Source organism: Pseudomonas sp. PME37.24/006 (assembly GCF_055556635.1).
This window is the reverse complement of sequence record NZ_JBVHNL010000003.1, coordinates 1-23,686: the sequence shown is the minus strand read 5'-3', so window position 1 is coordinate 23,686 and position 23,686 is coordinate 1. Positions and strand designations below refer to the sequence as shown.

The following is a 23,686-nucleotide window of genomic DNA, read 5'->3' as shown; positions in this document are numbered from 1 at the left end:
GTGCGCGAAGGAGCGACTTTTTCCCGTTTACGGGGCATTTCATTTGCGCCCATCGGCGCCCTTGGCCAACTCGTCGGTGCGCGCCGCCATGATGAAATCGTTGCGGTGCAGGCCCTTGATCGAGTGGCTCCACCAGGTCACGGTGACCTTGCCCCATTCGGTCAGCAGGGCAGGGTGATGATTCTCTGTTTCGGCGATTTCACCCACTGCATTGGTGAAGGCCAGTGCATGTTTGAAGGTGCGGAATTCGTAGGCCCTTTCGAGCTGCATCACTCCATCGCGAACCTCGATGTTCCATTCGGGAATCTGCCGCAGCAGCTCCGCCAGTTCGGCTTCGCTAACCTTGGGCGCATCGGCGCTGCAGGCTTCGCAGGTGGCTTTGGATAGATCGGTCATAAATGGCTCCGCTGATATGTAGTCAGGACTATGCGAATTGAACATCGTGTAGGAGCCCGCTTGTGGGCGATCGCTCTACCGTCAATCATCGCCCGCAAGCGGGCTCCTACGATCCAAATTGTTATCTGCCCCATCAAGCCGCCTTGGGCGGAAACTTCGGTTCGTGCAGGCCCAGGCGCATCGCCTCCTGAACATGGCCCATGATGTCTTCCTGGGCCAGAGCGAACAGCCGTTGCAGATCCGGCAGCACGAAATACAGCGGCTGCAGGATGTCGATGCGGTAGGGCGTACGCATGGTTTCGACAGGATCGAACGGCAGGTGTTCGGGCTCTGCGGACAGACAGTACACCGCCTCCTTGGGTGAGGAGAGAATTCCGCCGCCGTAGATGCGTTTGCCCGCCGGGGTATCCACCAGCCCGAACTCGATGGTCATCCAGTACAGGCGGGCGAGAAACACCCGCTCCTGGGGGCTGGCGGCCAGACCCAGGCGACCGTAGGTGTGAGTGAATTCGGCGAACCACGGGTTGGTAAGCAAGGGGCAGTGGCCGAATATCTCGTGGAAGATGTCCGGCTCCTGCAGGTAGTCCAGCTCCGCTTCGGTACGAATGAAGGTAGCCACTGGAAATTGCTGATTGGCGAGCAGTTCGAAGAAGCGTTGAAAGGGAATCAGCGCCGGTACCTGTGCCACCTGCCAGCCGGTCGCGGCGCGTAGTACACGGTTGATGTCAGGCAGTTGCGGAATTCGATCATGGGGCAGGGCGAGCCTGTCGAGGCCATCGAGATAGGGCTGGCAGGCTCGTGACTCGATCACCGCGAGCTGGCGCTTGATCAGCGTCTGCCAGGTGCGGTGCTCGACCTCGTCATAGTGGATAAAGCCGCTCGCGTCAGACTGCCTGGCGACGTACTGGCTGGCTTTCATCTGGTGATCTCCCTCGCACAACCCGATCTGGTCATGGCTTACCCACCCTGCGGTGCGTTGCCCGTCGTAAGCATGGCGCAGGCTGAGGGTTGCGCGAGGGGCGTATGCGACCTGCCTGAGGGCCATGACCGAGGTTTTCGTAAAGAAAGGATTACGTTTCGTGCAAACCCTTGTCGTAGGCTCGAGCAGATCCATTAGACTGGCAAGAAACCTTGACGAAAATAACAAGAGCGGCCGTCATGCGTATCAAGATCCATTGCCAGAACCGTGTTGGTATCCTGCGCGACATCCTCGAACTGCTGGTCGACTATGGCATCAACGTCGCACGCGGCGAGGTCGGCGGTGAGCAGGGCAACGCCATCTACCTGCATTGCCCGAACCTGATCAATCTGCAGTTCCAGGCCCTGCGCGCCAAGTTCGAGGCCATCACCGGCGTGTTCGGCGTCAAGCGCGTGGGCCTGATGCCCAGTGAGCGTCGCCATCTGGAACTCAACGCCTTGCTTGGCGCCCTGGAGTTTCCGGTGCTGTCCGTCGACATGGGCGGCAGCATCGTCGCCGCCAACCGTGCTGCTGCTCAGTTGCTCGGCGTGCGGGTGGACGAGGTGCCGGGTATCCCACTGTCGCGCTACGCCGAGGATTTCGACCTGCCGGAGCTGGTGCGGGCCAATCGCTCGCGTATCAATGGCCTGCGGGTCAAGGTCTGCGGTGACGTGTTTCTCGCCGACATCGCACCGCTGCAAAGCGAGCACGACGATAGCGAGGCCATGGCCGGCGCGGTGCTGACCTTGCACCGTGCCGACCGCGTTGGTGAGCGGATCTACCAGGTGCGCAAGCAGGAACTGCGCGGTTTCGACAGCATCTTCCAGAGTTCCAGAGTGATGGCGGCCGTGGTGCGTGAGGCGCGGCGCATGGCGCCGCTGGATGCACCGCTGTTGATCGAGGGCGAAACCGGTACCGGCAAGGAGCTGCTGGCTCGCGCCTGTCACCTGGCCAGTCCGCGGGGCCAATCGCCGTTCATGGCGCTCAACTGTGCCGGCCTGCCGGAGTCGATGGCCGAGACCGAGCTGTTCGGCTACGGCCCCGGCGCCTTCGAGGGCGCTCGCGCCGAAGGCAAGCTGGGCCTGCTGGAGCTGACGGCGGGTGGCACCCTGTTTCTCGATGGTGTCGGCGAGATGAGCCCGCGCCTGCAGGCCAAGCTGCTGCGCTTTCTGCAGGACGGCTGCTTCCGCCGCGTCGGCAGTGACGAGGAGGTGTACCTGGATGTGCGGGTGACCTGCGCCACCCAGGTCGATCTGTCCGAACTCTGCGCCCGTGGCGAGTTTCGCGAAGACCTCTATCACCGGCTCAACGTGCTCAGCCTGCACATCCCGCCGCTACGTGAATGCCTCGACGGCCTGCAGCCTTTGGCCGAGCATTTTCTCGACCGCGCCAGCCGGCAGATCGGCTGCCCGCTGCCCGGCCTGGCACCTGCCGCGCTGGACAAGCTGGGGCGCTACCACTGGCCGGGCAACGTCCGACAACTGGAGAACGTGCTATTTCAGGCGGTATCGCTGTGCGAGGGCGCGATGGTCAAGCCCGAGCACATTCGCCTGCCAGGTTATGGCGCGGCGCAGCCGCTGGGTGACTTCTCGCTGGAAGGTGGGTTGGACGCCATCGTCGGGCGTTTCGAGAAAGCCGTATTGGAGCGCCTGCACGGTGAATTTCCGAGCAGCCGCTTGCTCGGCAAACGCCTGGGCGTGTCCCACACCACCATCGCCAACAAGTTGCGGGAGCATGGGGTGGGCAAGGAGTAGGCAGAAATAAAATGAGCCCGGTGATCCGGGCTCGTCTGGCGGGCTTCAGCGAGCGCTGACGGGCCGCGCGCGCGGGCCAGGCAGAATGCCGTTGACCGCATTGCTGCTCAGCAGGCGAGAGCTGGTGATGCCTGCGATCTCATGGCCACGATCATTCAGGCTGTTCATCACCTGATTGACCAGCGCGGTGATGAGGATGCCCGCAAGGCCGCCGCCGCTGTTCTGCTGTTGCTCCGCAGTGCTGGCGCGGGCGATGCCTTTCCACAGTTCCTTGCCGGTGCGCAGGTCGACCAGCGTAGCGCTGGCGGCAACTGCCACTTCGCTGCTGATCACCTTGTAGCTGCTACCGTACTCGGTCACGTCGATGTACAGCACCGTGTCGGCGCCGAAAATTTCGTACAGCTTCTGCGGCGAGACTTCGCGGATTTCCTCGGCGTTGAGCATGCCGTTCTGCTTGAATGTCTCGTTGACCACCGCCACTGGCAACACGTAGTAACCGGCCTCGCTCAAAGGCGCGGTGATCAGCGAGTAGACGCTGAAGGACGCTTTGATATCCGGCGATTTGTTGACCGGAGGCAGTACCAGAATGGAGGCCGGGCTACTTTCCTTGAAGGCGCTGTAGTCATAGGGCTGCTTGGTGGCGCAGCCGGCCAGCAGCGCGAGCACGGCCAGCGCCGCGAGTGTTCTGATTGAGTTCAGTAGAGACATGTCGATCACTTGGCGATATTGCGCATCAGGAAGTCCATGTACTGAGCGGACTCGGGGAACAGGGCCTTCTCGGTTTCGAACTGCTGGCGCACCTGATCGGGCTTGCCAATCTCCGCGTACAGCATGCCGAGATGGGCATGGAAGCCTGGCGGCAGAGTGCGATCCGCCGCGCGGGCTTTCTGCACGCTGGCTTCAAGGGCGGCAATTTGCTCTTCGGGGCCGGTGGTGTTCTCGAAGCGCTGATAAACCTGCTGCTGATAGCCATCCCAGTAGTACAGCGATTTGGGCTGCTGGGCGCAGCCGCCCAGCGTTGCAACGGCGAGCAGGGCTGCCAGCAGAAGGGGAGTACGGGCGAGTTTCATGGTCGAGTTCTCCGCGCTCACTTGACCGGGCGCCAGGCGCCGCTGTCGACACCGCTGACCAGGTTGTTCACGGCTTCACGAATCGCCAGGTCGAGTACCTTGCCATTGAGCGTCGAGTCGTAACTGGCGGTGCCGCCGAAGCCGATGACTTCACGGTTCGACAGGCTGTACTCGCCGGCGCCCTGGGTGGAATAGACCACTTCGGAAGTGGTGACGTCGACGATATTGAGGTTCACCTTGGCATAGGCGATCTGCTGTTTGCCGCGGCCGAGAATACCGAACAGCTGGTGGTCGCCGACTTCCTTGCGGCCGAATTCGGTGACGTCACCGGTGACCACGAAGTTGGCGCCTTTCACCTGTTGAGCCTGTTTGGAGAAACCCGACTCCTGCTGCAGCTCTGCCAGGTTGTCGCGGTCGAGCACATTGAAGCGGTTCGACTGCTGCAGGTGGGTGATCAGGATGGTTTTGGCCTGCCCGCCAAGGCGGTCGACGCTGTCGCTGAAAATGCCGCGCAGATAGCTGGAACGGTTATCGAACTTGCCGACGGCGATCGGGCTGCGCGGGCCGTTGTACTGGCTGGTGGCAGTGTTGACCTTGGCGACTTCCAGGGTGCGCGAGCTTTCGGTGGCGCAACCGGCGAGCAGCACGAGCATGCCTGCAAGGCTGGCGGTGATGATCTTGTTCATACGAATCTCGTGAAAAAATGGGCAGGGCAAAGCCTGTAACGGACAGGAAGCTGCCGAACACTTTCACGAGTAATAACGCATGGGACGAATTCGCGACGGCTGCGCGAACCATTTTATGAGTCGATCCATGACGCTAACCCAGATATGGGTGCGGAGTGCTTCCTGCGGCCGCGATTCTATTGGTGGTCAAGGCATTTTGCCAGCTATGCCGATCACCGGTGTGATGAGCTTCGCTTCTTGGCGCCGCCGTTCGCTGCGTGATGTTTACCACGGGCGGTTTAGGTGGTTGCAGTCTCCGGCAGCAACGTGGCGATCAACGCACGCACGCTGCCCGGCAGGGCTTCGAGGTCGCGTACCAGCATGCTGCGTTCGCGCACGGCCCAGGCCTCGTTCAGCTCGATGGTGTGCAGCTTCATGGTGCGACGGTGTCGGCTGGCAGCGGACTCGGGGATGATGCCGATGCCGACGTTGGCTTCCACCATGCGGCAGATGGCTTCGAAGCTGGACATCTGGATGCGCAGCGATAGCGTGCCGCCCAGGGTTTCCACGTGTTCACGCAAGAAGGTCAGCAGCGTGCTGCCGTCGTGCAGGCCGATGTGCTGGTACTGCAGGGTGTCGCGCAGGCTGACCTGATCGCGGCCTGCCAGGGGGTGATTGTCGGGCACTACAAGCACCAGGCGGTCGGTGCTGAAATGCAGCACCTGCAGGCCAGCGGCTTCCACCGGCCCTGCGATGATGCCCAGGTCGGCGCCGCCATCGAGCACGCCGCGGACGATATCGCGGCTCAGGCGCTCCTGCAGATCCACCGTCACGCCGGGGCGCTCGGCAAGGAAGCCAGCCAGTACTTCGGGCAGGAACTCGGTCACTGCAGTGGTGTTGGCGAAGATGCGGATATGCCCGGCCGAATCACTGCCGTATTCGGTGAACTCGCTTTTCAGGTAATCGACCTGGCGCATGATCAACCGCGCGTGCTGCAGCAGGCGCTGGCCGGAGGGTGTCAGCTCCACGCCACGGCTGTCGCGGTACAGCAGACGAGTGTCGAGCTGGCCTTCCAACGCCTTGATGCGCGCGCTGGCTGCGGCGGGCGACAGTGAGGCGCGCCGTGCGCCCTGGGTCAGGCTGGGCGACTCGGCGATATGGATGAAAAGGCGCAAATCCGGCAGATCGAAGTGCATGGTGATCCTGTTCAGGCAGCGGAAGCGGTGTTCAGCATAACCGAACGCCGGTTTATGCAAATGCAAATTCACAGAACGATAAGTGGATTGCATGCTGGTCGCACATAAAAAAGACAGCTGGAACCCACCATGACCGACTCTGCTTTTTCCGCCTGGATCGGCCGCACTGAAGAATCCCACGATGAACTGAGCCGCAACCTGGTCAAGCGCATCGCCGCGACCCTGGGCGAAGACACACCCGCTCACGGCGAGGCGCTGCCGCCACTCTGGCACTGGGCGTTCTTTCAAGACCCCATCGCCGAAAGCGGCCTAGGTGGTGACGGTCACCCGGCACGCGGTGGCTTCCTGCCGCCAGCCGACAATCGCAACCGCATGTGGGCGGGCGGTCGCGTCGAGTTCATCGCCGCGCTGCGGGTCGGCGGGGAAGCCACCCGTGTGTCGACCATCAAGCACATCGAAGAAAAACACGGTCGCACTGGCGCGCTGCTGTTCGTCACCGTGCAGCATGACTACCTGCAGGACGGTGAACTGGCGATCCGCGAAGAGCAGGACATCGTCTACCGCGAACCTAGCCCGCCCAAGAGCGGCGCAGGCGAGGCGCTGCCGAACGGTGATTGGCGCGAAGGCGTGGTGCCCAGCCCGACGCTGCTGTTCCGTTATAGCGCGGTGACCTTCAACGGTCATCGCATTCATTACGACTGGCCCTATGTCACCGACACCGAAGGCTATGCCGGGCTGGTGGTGCATGGCCCGCTGATCGCCACCCTGAACCTGCGCGCGTTCTGCCGCGCCAACCCACAGACCCGCCTTCGTCGCTTCGCCTATCGCGGCCTGCGCCCGCTGGTCGCGCCGCAGCCCTTCGAGGTGGCTGGGCGCATCAGCGCGCCGGGCAAGGCGCAGTTGTGGGCTGGCAACGAAGCCGGCATGGCCCAGCAGGCCGACGTGGAATTCGAATGATTGCACCTGCCTAGGGTGGATCGCGCATCACCGATCCACCCATATCGGCCGCGACAACAACAAGAATCGAGGAATCAAGATGACCCCGGAACAGAACGAAGAACTGAATTTCATCCGCGAAGGCGTACGCGGCCTGTGTGCCGAGTTCCCTGCCGAGTACTGGCGCAAGATCGATGAAGAGAAGGGCTTTCCGGAAGCCTTCGTGGCGGCCATGACCGAAGCCGGCTGGCTGTCGGCGATGATCCCGGAACAATACGGCGGCTCTGGCCTGGGCCTGGCCGAAGCCTCGGTGATTCTCGAGGAAGTGAATCGTTGCGGCGGTAACTCCGGCACGGTGCACGGGCAGATGTACAACATGTTCACCCTGTTGCGTCACGGCAGTGACGAGCAGAAAAACTACTACCTGCCGAAGCTGGCCAGCGGTGAGCTGCGCCTGCAGTCCATGGGCGTGACCGAGCCCACCACCGGCACCGACACCACCAAGATCAAGACCACCGCCGTGCGCCAGGGCGACAAGTACGTGATCAACGGCCAGAAGGTGTGGATCTCGCGCATTCAGCATTCCGACCTGATGATCCTGCTGGCGCGCACCACGCCGCTCGCCGAGGTGAAGAAGAAATCCGAAGGCATGTCGATCTTCCTGGTCGACCTGCGCGACGCCATCGGCAACGGCCTGACCGTGCAGCCAATCGCCAACATGGTCAACCACGAGACCAACGAGCTGTTCTTCGACAACCTGGAAATCCCTGCCAGCAGTTTGATCGGTGAGGAGGGCAAGGGCTTTCGCTACATCCTCGACGGCCTGAATGCGGAGCGCACGCTGATCGCTGCCGAGTGCATCGGTGATGGTCGCTGGTTCATCGAAAAAGCCAGTGCCTACGCCCGTGATCGCGTGGTCTTCGGCCGCCCGATTGGCCAGAACCAGGGCGTGCAGTTCCCCATTGCCAAGGCGCATATCGAAGTGGAGGCCGCCGACCTGATGCGCTGGCGCGCCTGCGAACAGTACGACCGGGGCGAGAACGCCGGGGCCAGCGCCAACATGGCCAAGTACCTGGCGGCGGAAGCCTCCTGGGCGGCGGCCAACGCCTGCCTGCAGACCCATGGCGGCTTCGGCTTCGCCAATGAATACGACGTCGAGCGCAAGTTCCGCGAAACCCGCCTGTATCAGGTAGCGCCGATCTCTACCAACCTGATCATGTCCTACGTGGCCGAGCATTTGCTCGAGCTGCCGCGTAGTTTTTAAGGAGCTTGCCATGAGCACCCATACTCAGCAGCTCGCTGAATTTCTAGCCGACCTCCGTTACGAGCAGATCCCCGCGCAGGTGCTGGATCGTACCGAAGACCTCTTCCTCGACTGGCTCGGTTCGGCACTGGCCAGTGAAGGCGCGCGGCCGATTCCGCTGTTCGAAGCCTACGCGCAAAAGATGGGCCCGACCGATGGCCCTGCGCGCATTCTGGTCAATGGTCGCGGCACTTCGGCGTACTTCGCGGCGCTGGTCAATGGCGCGTCTTCCCATCTGGTCGAGCAGGATGATTTGCACAACAGTTCGGTGCTGCACCCGGCCACCGTGGTATTCCCGGCGGCCCTGGCAGCGGCGCAGGATCTGGGCAAGTCCGGCCGCGAGCTGTTGCTGGCCTCGGTGGCCGGCTACGAGGCGGGCATTCGCATCGGTGAGTTCCTTGGTCGCTCCCATTACCGCATCTTCCACACCACGGCCACGGTCGGCACCCTGGCCGCTGCCGTGGCGGTGGGCAAGCTGCTGAACTTCGACAAACAGCAGTTCGTTCACCTGCTCGGCAATGCCGGCACCCAGGCCGCCGGGCTCTGGGAGTTCCTGCGCGACGCCGCCGACTCCAAGCAACTGCACACCGCCAAGGCTGCTGCCGATGGCTTGCTGGCCGCGTATTTCACCGATCAGGGCCTGACCGGCGCACAGAACATTCTCGAGGGCGAGCAGGGCATGGCCGCCGGGATGTCCAGCGATGCCTACCCGAGCAAACTGTCGGATCGTCTCGGCAGCCGCTGGGCGCTGGCAGAAACCTCGTTCAAGTTCCACGCCTCCTGCCGCCACACCCACCCGGCTGCCGATGCGCTGCTGGATCTGATGCAGCGCGAAGGCCTGCGACATGGCGACATCGCCCAGGTGATCACCCATGTGCACCAGGGCGCCATCGATGTGCTGGGGCGTGTGGTGGTGCCGCAGACCGTGCACCAGGCCAAGTTTTCCATGGGCACCGTGCTGGGCCTGATCGCCGTGCATGGCAAGGCGCAGCTCACCGAGTTCGAGAACCTGTCGCTCAGCGATGCTGACGTCAGCGAATTCAGGGATAAGGTCAGCATGCGCCTCGACCCCGAGGTGGATGGCGCCTATCCGGCGCGCTGGCTGGGTCGGGTCGAGGTGGTTACCACCGACGGCCGCACCTTGCGCGGCGCCATTGACGAGCCCAAGGGCGATCCGGGCAACACCCTCAGCCGCAGTGAGCTGGAAGACAAGTTCCGCCGCCTGCTGGCATTCGCCGGCAAGCGCAGCAGCGCTGATGCCGGCGAGCTGATCGCCAAGGTCTGGCGCCTGCGTGACACCAATGATCTGAGCAACCTGGCCTGAGCGAGGAAACGGATATGAACGACGTACAACAACCGCGTCCGCTCGATGGCATCACCGTGGTCAGTCTGGAACATGCCATCGCGGCGCCGTTCTGCACTCGTCAGCTCGCCGACATGGGCGCTCGGGTGATCAAGGTCGAGCGCCCCGGCAGTGGCGATTTCGCGCGCGGTTACGACGAGCGGGTCAATGGCCTGGCGTCGCATTTCGTGTGGACCAACCGTTCCAAGGAAAGCCTGACCCTCGACCTCAAACAGGACGACGCCAGCGAGGTGCTCGACAGCTTGCTGGAAAAGGCCGACGTGCTGGTACAGAACCTCGCACCGGGCGCGGCGGCGCGCATGGGGCTGTCGTTCGAGGCGCTGCATGCGCGCTTCCCGAAGCTGATCGTCTGCGACATCTCCGGTTACGGCGAAGGCGGCAGCTATGAGAAGAAGAAGGCCTACGACCTGCTGATCCAGAGCGAGGGCGGCTTCCTGTCGGTCACCGGCGGGGCAGGCGACGATCAATTGGCCAAGGCCGGCTGCTCCATCGCCGATATCGCCGCCGGCATGTATGCCTACAGCAACATTCTTACCGCTCTGCTGCTGCGTGGCAGAACCGGTCTGGGCAGCCGCATCGATGTGAGCATGCTCGAGAGCCTGGTCGAGTGGATGGGTTATCCCCTGTATTACGCGTACGACGGTGCCACGCCGCCGCCACGTGCCGGGGCCGCCCACTCGACCATCTATCCCTACGGCCCATTCCCCGCTGGCGACGGCGGCACGGTGATGCTCGGCCTGCAGAACGAGCGCGAATGGCAGGCGTTCTGCGAGCGGGTGCTGCTGCAGCCTGAACTGGCGACCGATGAGCGTTTCTCGGCGAACTCCAGGCGTTCGGCCAATCGTGAGGCACTGCGCTCGATCATCGTTGGCACCTTCGCCGTGCTCAGTGCCGAACAGGTGATCGAACGGCTGGAACAGGCGCAGATCGCCAACGCCCACGTCAATGACATGGCCGGTGTTTGGGCCCACCCGCAGCTCAAGGCCCGCGACCGCTGGCGCCAGGTGGACAGCCCGGCAGGCAGCCTGCCCGCGCTGCTGCCACCCGGTAGCAACAGCGCCTTCACGCCGCGAATGGATGCAGTGCCCGCGTTGGGCGAGCACACCGAAGCCTTGTTGGCAGAGCTGGGTTATGCCACGACGGATGTCCAGCGTCTGCGCCAGCAGGGCGCGATCTAGAACTGTTGAAAAGGATCGATGCAATGACCGCACAGATAGTTCGTTCCGCACTGTTCGTTCCCGCTTCGCGGCCCGAGCGGATTCCCAAGGCGTTGGCCAGTGGCGCTGATGTGGTGATCGTCGACCTCGAAGATGCCGTGCAGGAAAGCCTCAAGGTCGAGGCCCGAGGCAACCTGGACAGCTTCCTGAGCGACAATCCCGAGGCGCGTCTGCTGGTGCGCATCAATTCGCCCGAACACCCTGGTCATGCCGAGGATATCGCGCTGTGCCGTCGCCATCGCGGCGTTGTCGGCGTGCTGCTGCCCAAGGTGGAAAGCGCAGCGCAGGTAGCGCGTGTCGCCGACGCGGGCAAACCGGTATGGCCGATCATCGAAAGTGCCCGTGGTCTGCATGATCTGCCAGCCATCGCCGCTGCGTCAGGTGTCGAGCGGCTGTCGTTCGGCGGCCTGGATCTGGGGCTCGATCTGGGCCTGAACAGCGGCACGGCGGCGGCCGAGCGCATTCTCGATCAGGCCCGTTACACGATTCTGCTGCACAGCCGCCTGGCTGGGCTGGCCGCGCCGCTGGATAGCGTGTTCCCGGCGATTCAGGATCAGGTAGGCCTCGACCGCGCCAGCCGCGATGCTCGCGACATGGGTTTTGGTGGGCTGCTGTGCATCCATCCCAGCCAGATCGCCGTGGTACATCGGGCGCTGGCGCCTTCGGCCGAGGAACTGGCCTGGGCGCGCCGGGTGCTGCAGGCCGGCGAGGGTGGCGACGGTGTTTTCGTGGTCGATGGGCAGATGGTCGACGCACCGGTGGTCGGCCGGGCAAGACGCATCGTCGAGCATGCCGGCTCGTCCGGCTAGCGTTTTCAGGCCAGCGTTCGGCGATGCCGAATGCGCCTTTGCACAATGCTGAATTCCGCCAAAGCAGTTGCGGTTGTAAACAGAGTTCTACCTACCAACAAAAACAAGATGAGGTCACTCAATGCTCAAGCTTTCTCTCAAGGCGCTGGTCTGCGCTGTTGCCGTTTCTATCGCCGGCGTCTCACATGCCGCCGACCCGATTAGTATCAAGTTCGCCCACGTGGTCGCTGATCACACGCCGAAGGGGCAGGGTGCTCTGCTGTTCAAGAAGCTGGCCGAAGAGCGCCTGCCAGGGCGGGTCAAAGTCGAGGTTTACCCGAACTCCTCGCTGTTCGGTGATGGCAAGGAGATGGAAGCGCTGCTGCTCGGAGACGTGCAGTTGCTGGCGCCTTCGCTGGCCAAGTTCGAGCATTACGCCAAGCCGATCCAGATTTTCGACCTGCCGTTCCTGTTCGATAACATGGAGGCGGTCGACCGTTTCCAGGGTAGCGCTGAAGGCAAGGCGCTGCTGACCAGCATGGAAGGCAAGGGGATCACTGGCCTGGCGTATTGGCACAATGGTCTGAAGCAGCTGTCGGCCAATAAGGCGATGCACGAGCCCAAGGATGCACGCGGTCTGAAATTCCGTGTTCAAGCCTCAGCTGTTCTCGACGAGCAGTTCAAAGCCCTGCGTGCCGCGCCGCGCAAGATGAGCTTCGCTGAGGTCTATCAGGGCCTGCAGACCGGGGTGGTTAACGGTACCGAGAACACCTGGTCGAACTACTTCAGCCAGAAGGTGCATGAAGTGCAGCCGTTCTTCACCGAGTCCAACCATGGCCTGATCGATTACATGGTGATCACCAACACCAAGTTCTGGAACAGCCTGCCGGAGGATGTCCGAAGCGAGCTGGACAAGGTCATGGTCGAGGTGACCGCCGAGGTGAACCGCCAGGCCGATGACCTCAACAAGGAAGCCCGTGCCGCGATCGTCAAGGCAGGCACCAGCGAGATCATCGAGCTGACCCCCGAACAGCGTGAACAATGGCGTGAAGCCATGCGCCCGGTATGGAAGAAATTCGAAAGCGATATCGGCGCCGACTTGATCAAGGCAGCCGAGGCGTCCAACCAGGCGCAGTGATGGGTTGGCGAGTGTAGAGGCAGCACCGCAGGCCGCTTCCATCAGGAGGCGGCCTTTGTTTTGATGGGGCATTCATTACACAAGCGAGGAGAGCGGATGAACGTCAGCCAGGCGCTGCGTGAGCGGCGCAGCACACGCGCTTTTTTGGATCGCCCGGTGGCAACGGAGTTGTTGCGCGAACTGCTCGAGCAGGCTGCCCGTGCGCCATCTAGCGGCAACCTGCAGCCTTGGCGCATCCATGTGCTGCAGAACGAGGCGCTGGAGCGTTTCCGCCAGTACATCGCCCTTCGGCTGGAGGACGACCCACAACCCGATCCCGCGGATTACCCGGTGTACCCGCAGCCGCTGCAGGAGCCCTACCGCACCTCACGGTTCGAGGTGGGCGAGCAGATGTACGCCTTGCTCGGCATCGGCCGTGATGACAGGGTCGCGCGCCTGGCCTGGTTCGCCCGCAACTTCCGCTTTTTCGAGGCGCCCTGTGCGCTGTTCTTCTCGGTCGACCGTTGCATGGGGCCGGGGCAATGGGCGGACTTGGGCATGTATCAGCAGAGCTTGATGCTGCTGCTCAAGGAGCACGGCCTGGACAGCTGCCCGCAGGCCTGCTGGGCGCGCTATCACCTGAGTGTCGAGCGTTTTCTGTCGATGCCTGCCGAGCACATGCTGCATTGCGCCATCGCGGTGGGCTATGCCGACCCCGACGCGCCGGTCAATCGGCTGGTCAGCGAGCGCCTGCCCCTAGAGGCTTTCTGCACCTTTGTAGAATGAGGACGGCCATTGAAATGCGCAGCGGCTCAGCTGAGTCGCATCTGCCACTGATCCCGGGTGTCGCTTCGCTCGACGCCGGGCTACCCGATCGTAGCCTGGGTTGAGCCTGCGATACCCAGGGCAATCGCTCCTGTTGCAAGTCCCTCCAATCTCCCCCCGCATTCATCATCCCCCCACAAGTCCCCTGAACCCACACAGCCCCAGGCAGTCCTTTCAAAACCTCTGAATATTTCAAAGTATTTCTGAAATTGATAACAAGTATTACGAAATGTAATTGGGCTATTCGCTGCCTGGGCAGTAATCTGCATGGCATTCACTGCCTGGGCAGGTAATTTCCGATGCCACATTTCGACCGCGAGCGGTTCTCGCTGCAGCACTCACCCGGCCATCTCATTGCGCTGATCAATCAGCTCAAGGACCGCATGCTGGAGCGCTACCTGGTGGATCACGGCGTCACTGCTGCGCAGTTCAAGGTGGTGTTGCTGATCAGCCAGAGCCGCGCCAGCACACCCGCCGATCTGGTTCGTCTGCTCAGCCTCGACAGCGGAGCGATGACCCGCATGCTCGACCGGCTGGAGCAGAAGGGCCTGCTGACCCGCGAGCGCAGCCATGAGGATCGCCGCCAGGTGCGCCTCACGCTCACCGAGGCGGGCAATGCTCTCGGCGTGCGGGTGCCGCAGATCGCCGCAGACGCCACCAATGAGCTGACCGGTTGCCTGAGCCGCGCCGAGCTCGACGAATTCCAACGCCTGTTGAAAAAAATGCTGATGGCCGCCGATGCGTTGCCGCACGTGCCAGGAGAATGATGAACACCATGCCGTTGCGTACCCCACTGACCCTGATTTTCAGCGCTCTGCTGCTGGCCGCCTGTGCCTCGCAGGAGGGCTTGCATACCGAAGGTCATACCCTGGATGCCGCCAGCCTGCAGGGGCAGACTTTTACCGGAAACCTGTCGCCAGCAGCCTGGCCGGCGGGTGACTGGTGGACTCGCCTGGGCGATCCGCAGTTGAGTGGGCTGATCGAAGAGGCTCTGCGCAGCAACCCGGATCTGCAGGTCGCCGATGCCCGTGCCCGCCAGGCCAACGCTGCAGTGCTGGCTGCCGATGCGCAGCGCCAGCCGACCCTGGACGCCAATGCTAACGTCACCCGCTCACGCTCCGCCCGGGTCGACGACCCCAGCGGGCAGGGTGGGCGTTACGGCACCTTGCGCAGCCTGTCGCTGGAGGGTGGCTACCATTTCGATCTGTGGGGTGGCGAGCGTGCCGCCTGGGAAGCGGCGCTGGGCCGTGCCCGTGCCAGTGAGGTGGATCGCCAGGGTGCGCGCCTGACCCTGGCCGCCGACGTCACCCGCGCCTACAACGACCTCGGCCTGGCCTACGCCACTCAGGATCTTGCCGAGCAGGATCTCAAGCGCAGCCGCGACATGCTCGACCTGGCCCGCAGCCGCGTCGATGCCGGCCTCGACAGCGAATACCAGTTGCAACAGACCCAGAGCCTGGAAGCCGCCGCCGAAGCCAGCCTGACCGCTGCCACCCAGCAGGTGGACAGCGCGCGCATTCGTCTGGCCGTGATGCTTGGCCAGGGGCCGGATCGTGGCGCCACGCTGCCCCGGCCGCAACTGATCGCACCCACGGCGGTCAGCCTGCCAGCCAACGTGCCGGCCGAGTTGCTCGGTCGTCGCCCTGATCTGGTCGCCGCGCGCTGGCGTGTCGAGGCAGCTACCCGCGACATCGATGCCAGCAAGGCCGACTTCTATCCCAACCTCAACCTGAGCGTTGCCGCGGGCAGCAAGTCGCTGCTCGGCGATGCCATGTTCGGTGGCGCCAGCCGCTTCTTCAGCGTTGGCCCGGCTCTCAGCCTGCCGATCTTCGACGGTGGCGCCCGGCGCGCCGCGCTGGCTGGGCGCAACGCCGATTACGACGTGGCCGTGGCGCAGTACAACCAGACCCTGGTCGGCGCGCTGGGCGATATCGGCGATGGCATCAGCCGCATCCGTTCCCTCGAACAGCAGATCGAGCAGCAACAACGGGCCCGTGACATCGCCCGCAGTTCCTACGACATCGCCATGCAGCGCTATGCCGATGGCATCGGTAATTACCTCGATGCGCTGAGCGTCGAGCAACAACTGCTGCAGAGCGAACGTCAACTGGCCAATCTGCGTGCCGAGCGTATCGACGCATCGGTGTTGCTGATGCAGGCCCTGGGTGGTGGCTTCGAAGCTTCCGCTCCGTCATCCACTTCCGCACGCTGAGTACTCGCCATGACCGAATCTCAAGCCACTCCCGCTGCCCCTAATTCGGGCAAGCGCAAACGCCTGCTGCTGGGCCTCGGCGTGATCGTCGTGCTATGCAGCGCGGCGATCTTCGCCTACCACGAGCTGTACGGCCGTTTCTATGAAGAAACCGACGACGCCTATGTCGGCGGCAACCTGGTGCAGATCACTCCGCAGATCACCGGCACGGTGACGCGCATCGCCGTGGATGATGGTGACTATGTCGAAGCCGGTCAGCCGCTGGTGTGGCTGGATCCGGCCGACACCCAAGTGGCCCAGCAGAGCGCCGAGGCCAACCTGGCGCGTACGGTGCGTCAGGTGCGCGGGCTGTTCAGCAATGTCGACAGCTACAAGGCCCAGGTGGCTTCGCGCAAGATCGATGTGCAGCGCGCCAAGGCTGACTACCAACGCCGTGTGACATTGGCCCGTAATGGGGCGATTTCCCGTGAGGAACTGGCCCATGCCCAGGACACCCTGAGCAGCGCGCAGAGCGCGCTGACCTCCGCCCAGCAGCAGCTCGACACCAATCAGGCGTTGGTTGATGACACCGTGATCGCCTCCCACCCGGACGTGAAAAGTGCCGCCGCGCAACTGCGCCAGGCCTTCCTCAACAATGCCCGCAGCACCCTGGTGGCGCCGGTCAGCGGTTACGTGGCGCGCCGTTCGGTGCAGGTCGGTAGCCGCATTCAGCCCGGGACCGCGCTGATGGCCGTGGTGCCGCTGCATGAAATCTGGATCGACGCCAACTTCAAGGAAACTCAGCTGCGCGAGATGCGCATCGGCCAGCCGGTGACCGTCGAAGCCGATCTGTATGGTGATGAAGTGACCTATCAAGGCCACGTCGAGAGCCTCGGCGTAGGCACCGGCAGTGCGTTCTCCCTGCTGCCGGCGCAGAACGCCAGCGGCAACTGGATCAAGATCGTGCAGCGCCTGCCCGTGCGTATCCGGCTGGATGAAGAAGCACTGCAGAGCCATCCGCTGCGTATCGGCCTGTCCACCGCGGTGACCGTGGATCTGCATGACCAGAGCGGCGCACAGCTGTCGACACAGACGCCGAGCGAGGCGCGCTTCAGCACCGCCGTCTATGACGCGCCACTGGTCGAGGCCGATGTGCTGATCGAGCGCATCATCCACGCCAATGGCCCGGCACAGGCCTCTACCGCCACTCAGGCGAAGCAGGGCTGACATGAGCGACGCCAACTTTCGCCCGGCCAGCATGCTGCTGGCCACCATCGGCATCTCCCTGGCGACCTTCATGCAGGTGCTCGACACCACCATCGCCAACGTCGCCCTGCCGACCATTTCCGGCAACCTGGGCGTCAGCTCGGAGCAGGGCACCTGGGTGATCACCTCGTTCGCCGTGTGCAACGCCATCGCCTTGCCGCTGACCGGCTGGCTGGCGCGGCGCTTTGGCGAGGTGAAGCTGTTCCTCGCCGCGGTGGTACTGTTCGTGATCACCTCGTTTCTCTGCGGCATCGCCCGTTCGATGCCTGAGCTCGTGGCGTTCCGCGCCCTGCAGGGGCTGGTCGCCGGGCCGCTGTATCCGATGGCGCAGACGCTGCTGCTGGCGATCTTTCCCAGCGCCAAGCGAGGTATGGCGTTGGCGCTGCTGGCAATGGTCACGGTGGTCGCACCGATCATCGGGCCGATTGCCGGTGGCTGGATCACCGACAGTTACAGCTGGCCGTGGATCTTCTTCATCAACATACCGATCGGCATTCTGGCCACCTTCGTGGTCTGGGCGCAGTTGCGCAAACGGCCGGAGACCATCGTCCACCAGCCCATCGACTACATCGGTCTGGCGCTGCTGGTGCTGGGCGTGGGTATGCTGCAGGTGGTGCTCGACAAGGGCAACGACCTGGACTGGTTCGAGTCGACCTTCATCCAGATCGGTACTGCCGTGTCGGTGGTTTCGCTGGTAGCGCTGGTGATCTGGGAGCTGACCGATCAGCATCCGATCATCAACCTGCGCCTGTTCATGTACCGCAACTTCACCTTCGGCACCCTGGCGCTGGTACTCGGTTACTCCGGGTTTTTCGGCATCAACCTGCTACTGCCGCAGTGGCTGCAGACCCAGTTGGGCTACACGCCGATCTGGGCAGGGCTCGCGGCAGCGCCGATCGGCATCCTGCCGCTGTTCCTGTCGCCGCTGGTGGGCAAGTACGCGCACAAGTTCGACCTGCGCCTGCTGGCTGGCGGGTCGTTTCTGGTGATTGGCGCGTCGTGCTTCATGCGGGCCTCGTTCAACACCGAGGTGGACTATCGGCATATCGCCGAGGTGCAGGTGTTCATGGGCCTGGGGATCGCGCTGTTCTTCATGCCCACCACCAGCATTCTGCTCTCCAGCCTGCCGCCGAAGGACATCGCCGATGGCTCCGGTCTGGCTACCTTCCTGCGTGTGCTGGGCGGCAGCTTCGCCTCGTCGCTGACCACCTGGATCTGGCATCGCCGCGAGATTTATCACCACGCGCAACTGACCGAACACGTCACGCCCTACGACCCGGCCACGCACCAGTATCTGGAACTGCTCGGCGGCGCGTCGCAATCGGCCTACCTGCAGATCGATCGGGTGGTGGAGAGTCAGGCCTACATGCTCTCGACCGTGGATTACTTCACGTTGATGGGCTGGCTGTTCTTTGGCCTGATCCTGATCATCTGGCTAGCCAAGCCGCCGTTCTCAGCCAAGGGCGCGGCGGAGTCGGGCGGCGGGCATTGAAGTAGCCCGGTGTTGAGCGAAGCGATACCCGGGAGCAGTTCCTTTGGTATCGCTTCGCTCAACCGCAGGCTACGGTCGCCAGTTCAGGCGCTCGCTTCGCTCATCCATTTCGGTTTCGGATAACGGCGTTCTGAAGTACCGGCCTTGAGGATCGCGCCTGGTACGTCATGGCCTATCAGCTCGGGCAGAGTGGCCGCCGCCGTCAGCAGCGCATTGAGGTCGACGCCGGTATCCAGGCCCATGCGCTGGAACATGTGCACCAGATCTTCCGTGCAGATATTGCCGCTGGCGCCTGGCGCGTAAGGGCAGCCACCGAGGCCGCCGAGGGATGCATCGAAGCGGTCGATGCCTGCATTCAGCGCCGCGAGGGCGTTGGCCAGGCCCATGCCCCGGGTATTGTGGAAATGCGCGGTGAACACCGCCTCGGGCCAGCGCTGCAGCGACTCGCGACAGATGCGTTCGACCTGGGCGGGATCGGCCATGCCGGTGGTGTCGCACAGGGTCACGCCCTGCACGCCAAGGTCGAGCAGGCGCTGGGTCAGTTCGTATACTCGCGCTTCGGGTACTGCGCCCTCGAACGGACAGCCGAAGGTGGTCGACAGCGAGGCGTTGATGAACACGCCGCTGCCACGGCTTACCTCGATGATTTCGGCGAACTGCTCCAGCGATTGCTCCGGCGTCATGCGCAGGTTGGCCAGGCCATGAGTGTCACTGGCCGACATCACCAAGTTGATCTCGTCCACCTGGCACGAAAGCGCCCGTTCGCAGCCGCGCACGTTGGGCACCAGCACGGTGTACTCCACGCCCTCGGCCCGCTGAATGCCGCGCATCACTTCTTCGGCGTCGCGCAGGTTGGGAATCGCCTTGGGCGAGGTGAACGAGGTTACTTCGATCTTTGCCAGGCCGGTCTTCGATAACTTGTCGATGAGGGCGATCTTGGCTTCGGTCGGCACGAAGGCCGCTTCGATCTGGAAGCCGTCACGGGTGGCGACATCCTGGATATAAAGGTGTTTGGTCATGGGGAAGTCCTGGTTGTGTCGGGTTCCGGCTACCGGTATCACGGCTGATCGTTCCTCACGTCGAGGCGTCGAACCGTCCGCGTTGATCGTTCCCACGCTCTGCGTGGGAATGCATCTGGCGACGCTCTGCGTCGGCTGCTCTTGGGTGCGGACGCGGAGCGTCCTGGGCTGAGTTCCCACGCGGAGCGTGGGAACTATCTGGATTGGAGCCTTATATGATCCCGCGCTCGCGCAGGCCCTTGACCTGCTCGTCGCTCAGGCCCAAGCCGGCCAAGACGTCATCGGTGTGTTCACCGAGCTGCGGGCCGCCTTCGCCGATGCGGCCCGGTGTGCGGCTGAGTTTTGGCAGCACCCCAGGCACTTTCAGCGGTCCGGCGCTGGTGCTTACGGTCTCGATCATCTGCCGCGCCAGGTAATGCGGGTCGCTGACGATATCGGCGGCGGTGTAGGGATAGCCCGCTGGCACCCGAGCGCCCTTGAGCGCTTCGATCACCTCATCGCGGCCGCGCTGGGCTGTCCATTCGCCGATGGCGGCATCGATCATCTCGGCGTGCTGGCTGCGCCCGTCGTTCTGCGCCAGGCGCGGGTCGTCGGCCAGATCAGTGCGGCCGATCAGGTTCATCAGGCGCTTGTAGATGCTGTCGCCATTGCCGGCAATCAGCACGTAGCTGCCGTCGTTGCAGGGGTAGGAGTTGGAGGGGGTGATGCCGGGCAGAGCGCTGCCAGCTGGTTCGCGAATGTAGCCAAAGGCGTCGTATTCAGGCACCAGGCTTTCCATCATGGCGAACACCGATTCGTACAGGGCGACGTCGATCTGCTGGCCCTGGCCGCTGCGGTTGCGCTCCTGCAGGGCGAGCAGTACGCCGATTACCCCATACAGCGACGACAGGGAATCGCCGATGCTCACGCCGACCCGCACCGGCGCCTGGCCGGGGTAGCCGGACAAGTGGCGCAGGCCACCCATGGCTTCGCCGATCACGCCGAAGCCCGGCAGGTCGCGATAGGGGCCAGTCTGCCCGTAGCCGGAGATGCGCAGCATGATCAGCCGTGGGTTGATCTTGACCAGTTCGTCCCAGCCCAGGCCCCATTCCTCCAGCGTGCCGGGGCGGAAGTTCTCCACCAGAATGTCGGCTTCGGCGACCAGGCGACGGACGATGTCCTGGCCTTCAGCTTCCTTGAGGTTTAGCGTCAGCGACTGCTTGTTGCGTGACTGTACGTGCCACCAGAGCGAAGTGCCGTCCTTGATCTTGCGCCATTTGCGCAGCGGATCGCCGATACCCGGCGGTTCGATCTTGATCACCTCGGCGCCGAATTCGCCGAGCATCTTGCTGGCGAAGGGCCCGGCGATCAGTTGGCCCATCTCGATGACCTTGAGCCCGGCCAGGGCCATGGGTGAAACGGTTGAATCGGCAGACATGTGCGAATTCCCGATGACTTGGGTTGATGGTGGCGAGCATCGCCCATGGCGTTTATCGCCGCAATCAATCAATCGCCAAGTCTGGCTTCGCGTCTCACGAAGGCCTATGGTGTGGCCAACCCTCCGTGGCAGCCGCCGCGGCAGTGAGTCTTTCGCCAATCACGAAGCGGAGTCTGCCATGCGCGTGGATTTTCTGACCCTCAAACTGTTCGTGGCCATTGCCGATGAGCGTAGCCTGACCCGCGCCGCCGAGCGCGAACACCTGGCGCTGGCGGCGGTGAGCAAACGCATCAGCGACCTTGAGGCGCACCTGCGCACGCCCTTGCTATATCGCCAGCCCAAGGGCGTCGCGTTGACGCCGGCCGGCGATGCGCTGCTGCATCACGCGCGCAACCTGCTGGACAATATCCAGCACATGCAGGCTGATCTCAGCGAATTCAGCGAAGGCATCAACGGCCATGTACGCATTCACGCCAATACCTCGGCGGTGATCGCCTTTCTGCCCGAAGATCTCAGCGCCTTCACCGCCCTGCATCCGCAGATCCGCATCGACCTGGAGGAGCGCGTCAGCACCGAGATCATCCATGCTGTGCGCGAAGGCTTGACCGATATCGGTATCTTCGCCGGTCACGTCCAGGCCGACGGTGTGCAGGTGTTTCCTTATCGGAGTGATCGGCTGGTACTGGTGGTGCCGAGCGATCACCCCTTGGCACTGCGCGAGCGGGTAACGTTGCTTGAGACGGTGGGCTACGACTACATCGGCCTGCAGAAGGAAGCGTCGCTGCACACGTTGATCAGCGAGGCGGCGCAGCAGGTCGGTGCGCATTTGCGGGTGCGTATCCAGGTTCGCAGCTTCGAGGCGATCTGCCGGATGATCCACACCGGCATGGGTATCGGCATCCTCCCCGAGCAGGCGGTGCGCACCTATCTGCCGGGTATGGCGGTACGTGCGGTGGAGATCGAAGATGCCTGGGCAATTCGTGAACTGAACATTTGCGTGCGCCAGTACGACAACCTGTCCCTTATCGCGCGGCAGATGGTCGATCATCTTGCCTTCGGCAACGGCGAAGGCAGGCTTGGCCAATCAAGAATGTAGTACTCGCTGGCGCTGCAGTAGAGTTCGCCATGAACAAAGGCATCCGGTAGGGCATAGACCCTCCGAACTAACAACAACAGGAGATCGCCTCATGTCCCGCGTACTTCGCCGCAGCTTGTCCTGCGTGCTGCTTTCCACCGCCATGGCTTTCGGCGCTGCCGTGCAGGCTGAAGAAATCGTCATCAAGTTCGCCCACGTAGCCTCTGATCAAACCCCCAAGGGGCAGGGCGCGTTGATGCTGCAAAAGCTGGTCAAGGAGCGCTTGGCTGGCAAGGCACGGGTTGAGGTGTACCCCAACTCGTCGTTGTTCGGTGATGGCAAGGAGATGGAAGCCCTGCTGCTCGGCGATGTGCAGTTGCTGGCTCCCGCGCCGGTGAAGCTGGAGAAGTACCAGCCGCGCGTGCAGATCTTCGACCTGATGTTCCTCTTCGACAACGCCGCCGCTTCGCAGCGGTTCGAGCAATCGCCGAAGGGCCAGGAGCTGCTGCACAGCTTCGAGAAAAACGGCATTCTTGGCCTGGCCTACTGGCTCAACGGCATGCGCCAGTTCACCGCCAACAAACCGCTGCATGTGCCGAGCGATGCCCGGGGCATGAAGTTCCGCGTGCAGCCGTCGGATCTGCAGGCCGCACAGATCAGTGCACTGCGCGCCGTACCACGCAAGATGGCCTTCGCCGAGATCTATCAGGGCCTGCAGACCGGGGTGATCAACGCCTCCGACAATCCCTGGTCGAACATCTACAGCCAGCGCCACTATGAAGTGCAGCAGTACATGATCGAGTCCAACCATGCGGTCGGCAATTACATGCTGATCACCAATGCCAAGTTCTGGAACGGCCTGCCTGACGATATACGCAGTGAACTCAAAAGCATCATCGATGAAGTGACTACCGAGGTGAACAAGCAGGCGCTGGCGCTTAACGAGCGGGACAAGCAGCAGATACTCGCCGACGGCAAGCGCGAGCTGATCGTGCTCACCGACGAAGAACGCCAGCAGTGGCGTGAGGTGATGCGTCCCGTCTGGAAAGAATACGAAGGCAAAATCGGCAGCGACCTGATCGAAGCCGCTCAGGCGGCTAACGCTGCAGCGCAATAGGCAAACGACTGAATAAGGAGGCTGGCATGCTCGACCACCTGGATCATCTGGTACTGACCGCTACCGACGCCGACGCGGCCACGCATTTCTACGTCGAGGTGCTGGGCATGCGCCTGGAGACTTTCGGCAGTGGTCGCAAGGCGTTCTGCTTCGGCAGCCAGAAGATCAACCTGCACGTGCGTGGCCAGGAGTTCGAGCCCAAAGCTCATTTGCCGGTACCGGGTGCGCTGGATCTGTGCTTCATTGCCAGCCAGCCCCTGGATCAGGTGATTGCGCATCTGCAGCGAGTCGGCTGGCCGATCATCGAGGGGCCGGTGATACGCACTGGTGCCACGGGCCCGATCCGCTCGGTGTACCTGCGCGACCCCGACCTGAATCTGATCGAAATCTCCGAGCAGGTGTGAGTTTTGCGATGTTTGAAGGCTGCTAGAAGGCGCTAGCGGACGGTGAGCAGAGCTTTTGTGGGAGAGGCTTTAGCCTCGATTTTGCTTAGCTAGGTGTAAAGAGCTCGCGGCTAAAGC

The 23,686-nt window shown here is 63.1% G+C and carries 23 protein-coding genes; 15 read left to right on the top strand and 8 right to left on the bottom strand.

Annotation, left to right across the window (positions count from 1 at the left end):
- Window positions 1-39 precede the first annotated feature (39 nt).
- Entirely contained in the window at window positions 40-396 is a 357-nt protein-coding gene (locus ACZ3GY_RS10930) for a 4a-hydroxytetrahydrobiopterin dehydratase (RefSeq protein WP_465910049.1), read from the bottom strand.
- A 133-nt stretch (window positions 397-529) separates the two neighbouring features.
- On the bottom strand, window positions 530-1,315 hold the full coding sequence (gene phhA, locus ACZ3GY_RS10925; RefSeq protein ID WP_465910048.1) for a phenylalanine 4-monooxygenase: 786 nt from the start codon (window positions 1,313-1,315) through the stop codon (window positions 530-532).
- Window positions 1,316-1,554: 239 nt separating this feature from the next.
- On the opposite strand from phhA, the gene ACZ3GY_RS10920 reads away from it, so the two are divergent.
- Window positions 1,555-3,108: a sigma-54-dependent transcriptional regulator gene (locus ACZ3GY_RS10920; protein WP_463565268.1), complete on the top strand. Its 1,554-nt coding sequence runs from the start codon at window positions 1,555-1,557 to the stop codon at window positions 3,106-3,108.
- A gap of 45 nt (window positions 3,109-3,153) precedes the next feature.
- Here the strand turns inward: ACZ3GY_RS10920 and ACZ3GY_RS10915 are convergent, their stop codons facing one another.
- The 4 genes from ACZ3GY_RS10915 to ACZ3GY_RS10900 form a co-directional block, all read right to left on the bottom strand.
- Window positions 3,154-3,816 (bottom strand): DUF799 domain-containing protein, encoded by a 663-nt coding sequence (locus ACZ3GY_RS10915; protein WP_465910047.1) that lies wholly within the window; start codon window positions 3,814-3,816, stop codon window positions 3,154-3,156.
- Window positions 3,817-3,821: 5 nt separating this feature from the next.
- Entirely contained in the window at window positions 3,822-4,178 is a 357-nt protein-coding gene (locus tag ACZ3GY_RS10910) for a DUF4810 domain-containing protein (RefSeq protein ID WP_463565266.1), read from the bottom strand.
- A gap of 17 nt (window positions 4,179-4,195) precedes the next feature.
- Entirely contained in the window at window positions 4,196-4,864 is a 669-nt protein-coding gene (locus ACZ3GY_RS10905; protein WP_463565265.1) for a CsgG/HfaB family protein, read from the bottom strand.
- 278 nt (window positions 4,865-5,142) lie between these two features.
- Window positions 5,143-6,039 (bottom strand): LysR substrate-binding domain-containing protein, encoded by an 897-nt coding sequence (locus tag ACZ3GY_RS10900; protein ID WP_463565264.1) that lies wholly within the window; start codon window positions 6,037-6,039, stop codon window positions 5,143-5,145.
- 129 nt (window positions 6,040-6,168) lie between these two features.
- Here ACZ3GY_RS10900 and ACZ3GY_RS10895 point away from each other — a divergent pair, with 129 nt between their 5' ends.
- The 11 genes from ACZ3GY_RS10895 (at window position 6,169) to ACZ3GY_RS10845 (ending at window position 18,537) form a co-directional block, all read left to right on the top strand.
- Complete coding sequence (locus ACZ3GY_RS10895; RefSeq protein ID WP_465910045.1) at window positions 6,169-6,996, top strand: HTD2 family dehydratase; 828 nt, start codon at window positions 6,169-6,171, stop codon at window positions 6,994-6,996.
- Window positions 6,997-7,075: 79 nt separating this feature from the next.
- Window positions 7,076-8,239 (top strand): acyl-CoA dehydrogenase family protein, encoded by a 1,164-nt coding sequence (locus ACZ3GY_RS10890; RefSeq protein WP_225833048.1) that lies wholly within the window; start codon window positions 7,076-7,078, stop codon window positions 8,237-8,239.
- Between the two features lie 10 nt (window positions 8,240-8,249).
- Window positions 8,250-9,602, top strand: a complete 1,353-nt coding sequence (locus ACZ3GY_RS10885; RefSeq protein ID WP_465910044.1) for an MmgE/PrpD family protein — start codon at window positions 8,250-8,252, stop codon at window positions 9,600-9,602.
- A gap of 14 nt (window positions 9,603-9,616) precedes the next feature.
- Window positions 9,617-10,819, top strand: coding sequence for a CaiB/BaiF CoA transferase family protein (locus ACZ3GY_RS10880; protein WP_463566108.1), 1,203 nt, complete (start codon window positions 9,617-9,619; stop codon window positions 10,817-10,819).
- A 23-nt stretch (window positions 10,820-10,842) separates the two neighbouring features.
- Window positions 10,843-11,667, top strand: a complete 825-nt coding sequence (locus ACZ3GY_RS10875; protein WP_465910043.1) for an HpcH/HpaI aldolase/citrate lyase family protein — start codon at window positions 10,843-10,845, stop codon at window positions 11,665-11,667.
- A 121-nt stretch (window positions 11,668-11,788) separates the two neighbouring features.
- Window positions 11,789-12,784: a TRAP transporter substrate-binding protein gene (locus tag ACZ3GY_RS10870; RefSeq protein ID WP_465910042.1), complete on the top strand. Its 996-nt coding sequence runs from the start codon at window positions 11,789-11,791 to the stop codon at window positions 12,782-12,784.
- A gap of 96 nt (window positions 12,785-12,880) precedes the next feature.
- Entirely contained in the window at window positions 12,881-13,549 is a 669-nt protein-coding gene (locus ACZ3GY_RS10865) for a nitroreductase (protein ID WP_465910041.1), read from the top strand.
- A gap of 338 nt (window positions 13,550-13,887) precedes the next feature.
- Entirely contained in the window at window positions 13,888-14,355 is a 468-nt protein-coding gene (locus tag ACZ3GY_RS10860; protein WP_465910039.1) for a MarR family winged helix-turn-helix transcriptional regulator, read from the top strand.
- Window positions 14,355-15,800: an efflux transporter outer membrane subunit gene (locus ACZ3GY_RS10855; RefSeq protein ID WP_465910038.1), complete on the top strand. Its 1,446-nt coding sequence runs from the start codon at window positions 14,355-14,357 to the stop codon at window positions 15,798-15,800. Before ACZ3GY_RS10860 ends, ACZ3GY_RS10855 begins: the two co-directional genes overlap by 1 nt.
- A 9-nt stretch (window positions 15,801-15,809) precedes the next feature.
- Window positions 15,810-17,006: an HlyD family secretion protein gene (locus ACZ3GY_RS10850; protein WP_465910037.1), complete on the top strand. Its 1,197-nt coding sequence runs from the start codon at window positions 15,810-15,812 to the stop codon at window positions 17,004-17,006.
- Window position 17,007: 1 nt separating this feature from the next.
- Entirely contained in the window at window positions 17,008-18,537 is a 1,530-nt protein-coding gene (locus ACZ3GY_RS10845; protein ID WP_465910036.1) for a DHA2 family efflux MFS transporter permease subunit, read from the top strand.
- A gap of 83 nt (window positions 18,538-18,620) precedes the next feature.
- Here the strand turns inward: ACZ3GY_RS10845 and ACZ3GY_RS10840 are convergent, their stop codons facing one another.
- The gene (locus ACZ3GY_RS10840) at window positions 18,621-19,556 is read right to left on the bottom strand and encodes a hydroxymethylglutaryl-CoA lyase (RefSeq protein WP_465910035.1); all 936 of its coding nucleotides are present in this window, start codon (window positions 19,554-19,556) and stop codon (window positions 18,621-18,623) included.
- 211 nt (window positions 19,557-19,767) lie between these two features.
- Window positions 19,768-20,973, bottom strand: coding sequence for a CaiB/BaiF CoA transferase family protein (locus tag ACZ3GY_RS10835; RefSeq protein WP_465910034.1), 1,206 nt, complete (start codon window positions 20,971-20,973; stop codon window positions 19,768-19,770).
- Window positions 20,974-21,151: 178 nt separating this feature from the next.
- On the opposite strand from ACZ3GY_RS10835, the gene ACZ3GY_RS10830 reads away from it, so the two are divergent.
- The 3 genes from ACZ3GY_RS10830 (at window position 21,152) to ACZ3GY_RS10820 (ending at window position 23,569) form a co-directional block, all read left to right on the top strand.
- Window positions 21,152-22,069: a LysR family transcriptional regulator gene (locus ACZ3GY_RS10830; protein ID WP_463565252.1), complete on the top strand. Its 918-nt coding sequence runs from the start codon at window positions 21,152-21,154 to the stop codon at window positions 22,067-22,069.
- A 91-nt stretch (window positions 22,070-22,160) separates the two neighbouring features.
- Window positions 22,161-23,165 carry a DctP family TRAP transporter solute-binding subunit gene (locus tag ACZ3GY_RS10825; RefSeq protein WP_465910033.1) on the top strand — a complete coding sequence of 335 codons (1,005 nt, stop codon included), beginning with the start codon at window positions 22,161-22,163 and terminating at the stop codon, window positions 23,163-23,165.
- Between the two features lie 26 nt (window positions 23,166-23,191).
- Window positions 23,192-23,569 (top strand): VOC family protein, encoded by a 378-nt coding sequence (locus ACZ3GY_RS10820; RefSeq protein ID WP_465910032.1) that lies wholly within the window; start codon window positions 23,192-23,194, stop codon window positions 23,567-23,569.
- Window positions 23,570-23,686: the final 117 nt, after the last annotated feature.

Coding starts and splice junctions, on each gene's coding strand:
- ACZ3GY_RS10890 (WP_225833048.1), top strand. CDS start 7,076: ATGACCCCGGAACAGAACGAAGAACTGAATTTCATCCGCGAAGGCGTA.
- ACZ3GY_RS10865 (WP_465910041.1), top strand. CDS start 12,881: ATGAACGTCAGCCAGGCGCTGCGTGAGCGGCGCAGCACACGCGCTTTT.
- ACZ3GY_RS10930 (WP_465910049.1), bottom strand. CDS start 396: ATGACCGATCTATCCAAAGCCACCTGCGAAGCCTGCAGCGCCGATGCG.
- ACZ3GY_RS10870 (WP_465910042.1), top strand. CDS start 11,789: ATGCTCAAGCTTTCTCTCAAGGCGCTGGTCTGCGCTGTTGCCGTTTCT.
- ACZ3GY_RS10860 (WP_465910039.1), top strand. CDS start 13,888: ATGCCACATTTCGACCGCGAGCGGTTCTCGCTGCAGCACTCACCCGGC.
- ACZ3GY_RS10880 (WP_463566108.1), top strand. CDS start 9,617: ATGAACGACGTACAACAACCGCGTCCGCTCGATGGCATCACCGTGGTC.
- ACZ3GY_RS10915 (WP_465910047.1), bottom strand. CDS start 3,816: ATGTCTCTACTGAACTCAATCAGAACACTCGCGGCGCTGGCCGTGCTC.
- phhA (WP_465910048.1), bottom strand. CDS start 1,315: ATGAAAGCCAGCCAGTACGTCGCCAGGCAGTCTGACGCGAGCGGCTTT.
- ACZ3GY_RS10850 (WP_465910037.1), top strand. CDS start 15,810: ATGACCGAATCTCAAGCCACTCCCGCTGCCCCTAATTCGGGCAAGCGC.
- ACZ3GY_RS10920 (WP_463565268.1), top strand. CDS start 1,555: ATGCGTATCAAGATCCATTGCCAGAACCGTGTTGGTATCCTGCGCGAC.
- ACZ3GY_RS10840 (WP_465910035.1), bottom strand. CDS start 19,556: ATGACCAAACACCTTTATATCCAGGATGTCGCCACCCGTGACGGCTTC.
- ACZ3GY_RS10845 (WP_465910036.1), top strand. CDS start 17,008: ATGAGCGACGCCAACTTTCGCCCGGCCAGCATGCTGCTGGCCACCATC.
- ACZ3GY_RS10895 (WP_465910045.1), top strand. CDS start 6,169: ATGACCGACTCTGCTTTTTCCGCCTGGATCGGCCGCACTGAAGAATCC.
- ACZ3GY_RS10835 (WP_465910034.1), bottom strand. CDS start 20,973: ATGTCTGCCGATTCAACCGTTTCACCCATGGCCCTGGCCGGGCTCAAG.
- ACZ3GY_RS10830 (WP_463565252.1), top strand. CDS start 21,152: ATGCGCGTGGATTTTCTGACCCTCAAACTGTTCGTGGCCATTGCCGAT.
- ACZ3GY_RS10825 (WP_465910033.1), top strand. CDS start 22,161: ATGTCCCGCGTACTTCGCCGCAGCTTGTCCTGCGTGCTGCTTTCCACC.
- ACZ3GY_RS10875 (WP_465910043.1), top strand. CDS start 10,843: ATGACCGCACAGATAGTTCGTTCCGCACTGTTCGTTCCCGCTTCGCGG.
- ACZ3GY_RS10820 (WP_465910032.1), top strand. CDS start 23,192: ATGCTCGACCACCTGGATCATCTGGTACTGACCGCTACCGACGCCGAC.
- ACZ3GY_RS10900 (WP_463565264.1), bottom strand. CDS start 6,039: ATGCACTTCGATCTGCCGGATTTGCGCCTTTTCATCCATATCGCCGAG.
- ACZ3GY_RS10905 (WP_463565265.1), bottom strand. CDS start 4,864: ATGAACAAGATCATCACCGCCAGCCTTGCAGGCATGCTCGTGCTGCTC.
- ACZ3GY_RS10910 (WP_463565266.1), bottom strand. CDS start 4,178: ATGAAACTCGCCCGTACTCCCCTTCTGCTGGCAGCCCTGCTCGCCGTT.
- ACZ3GY_RS10885 (WP_465910044.1), top strand. CDS start 8,250: ATGAGCACCCATACTCAGCAGCTCGCTGAATTTCTAGCCGACCTCCGT.
- ACZ3GY_RS10855 (WP_465910038.1), top strand. CDS start 14,355: ATGAACACCATGCCGTTGCGTACCCCACTGACCCTGATTTTCAGCGCT.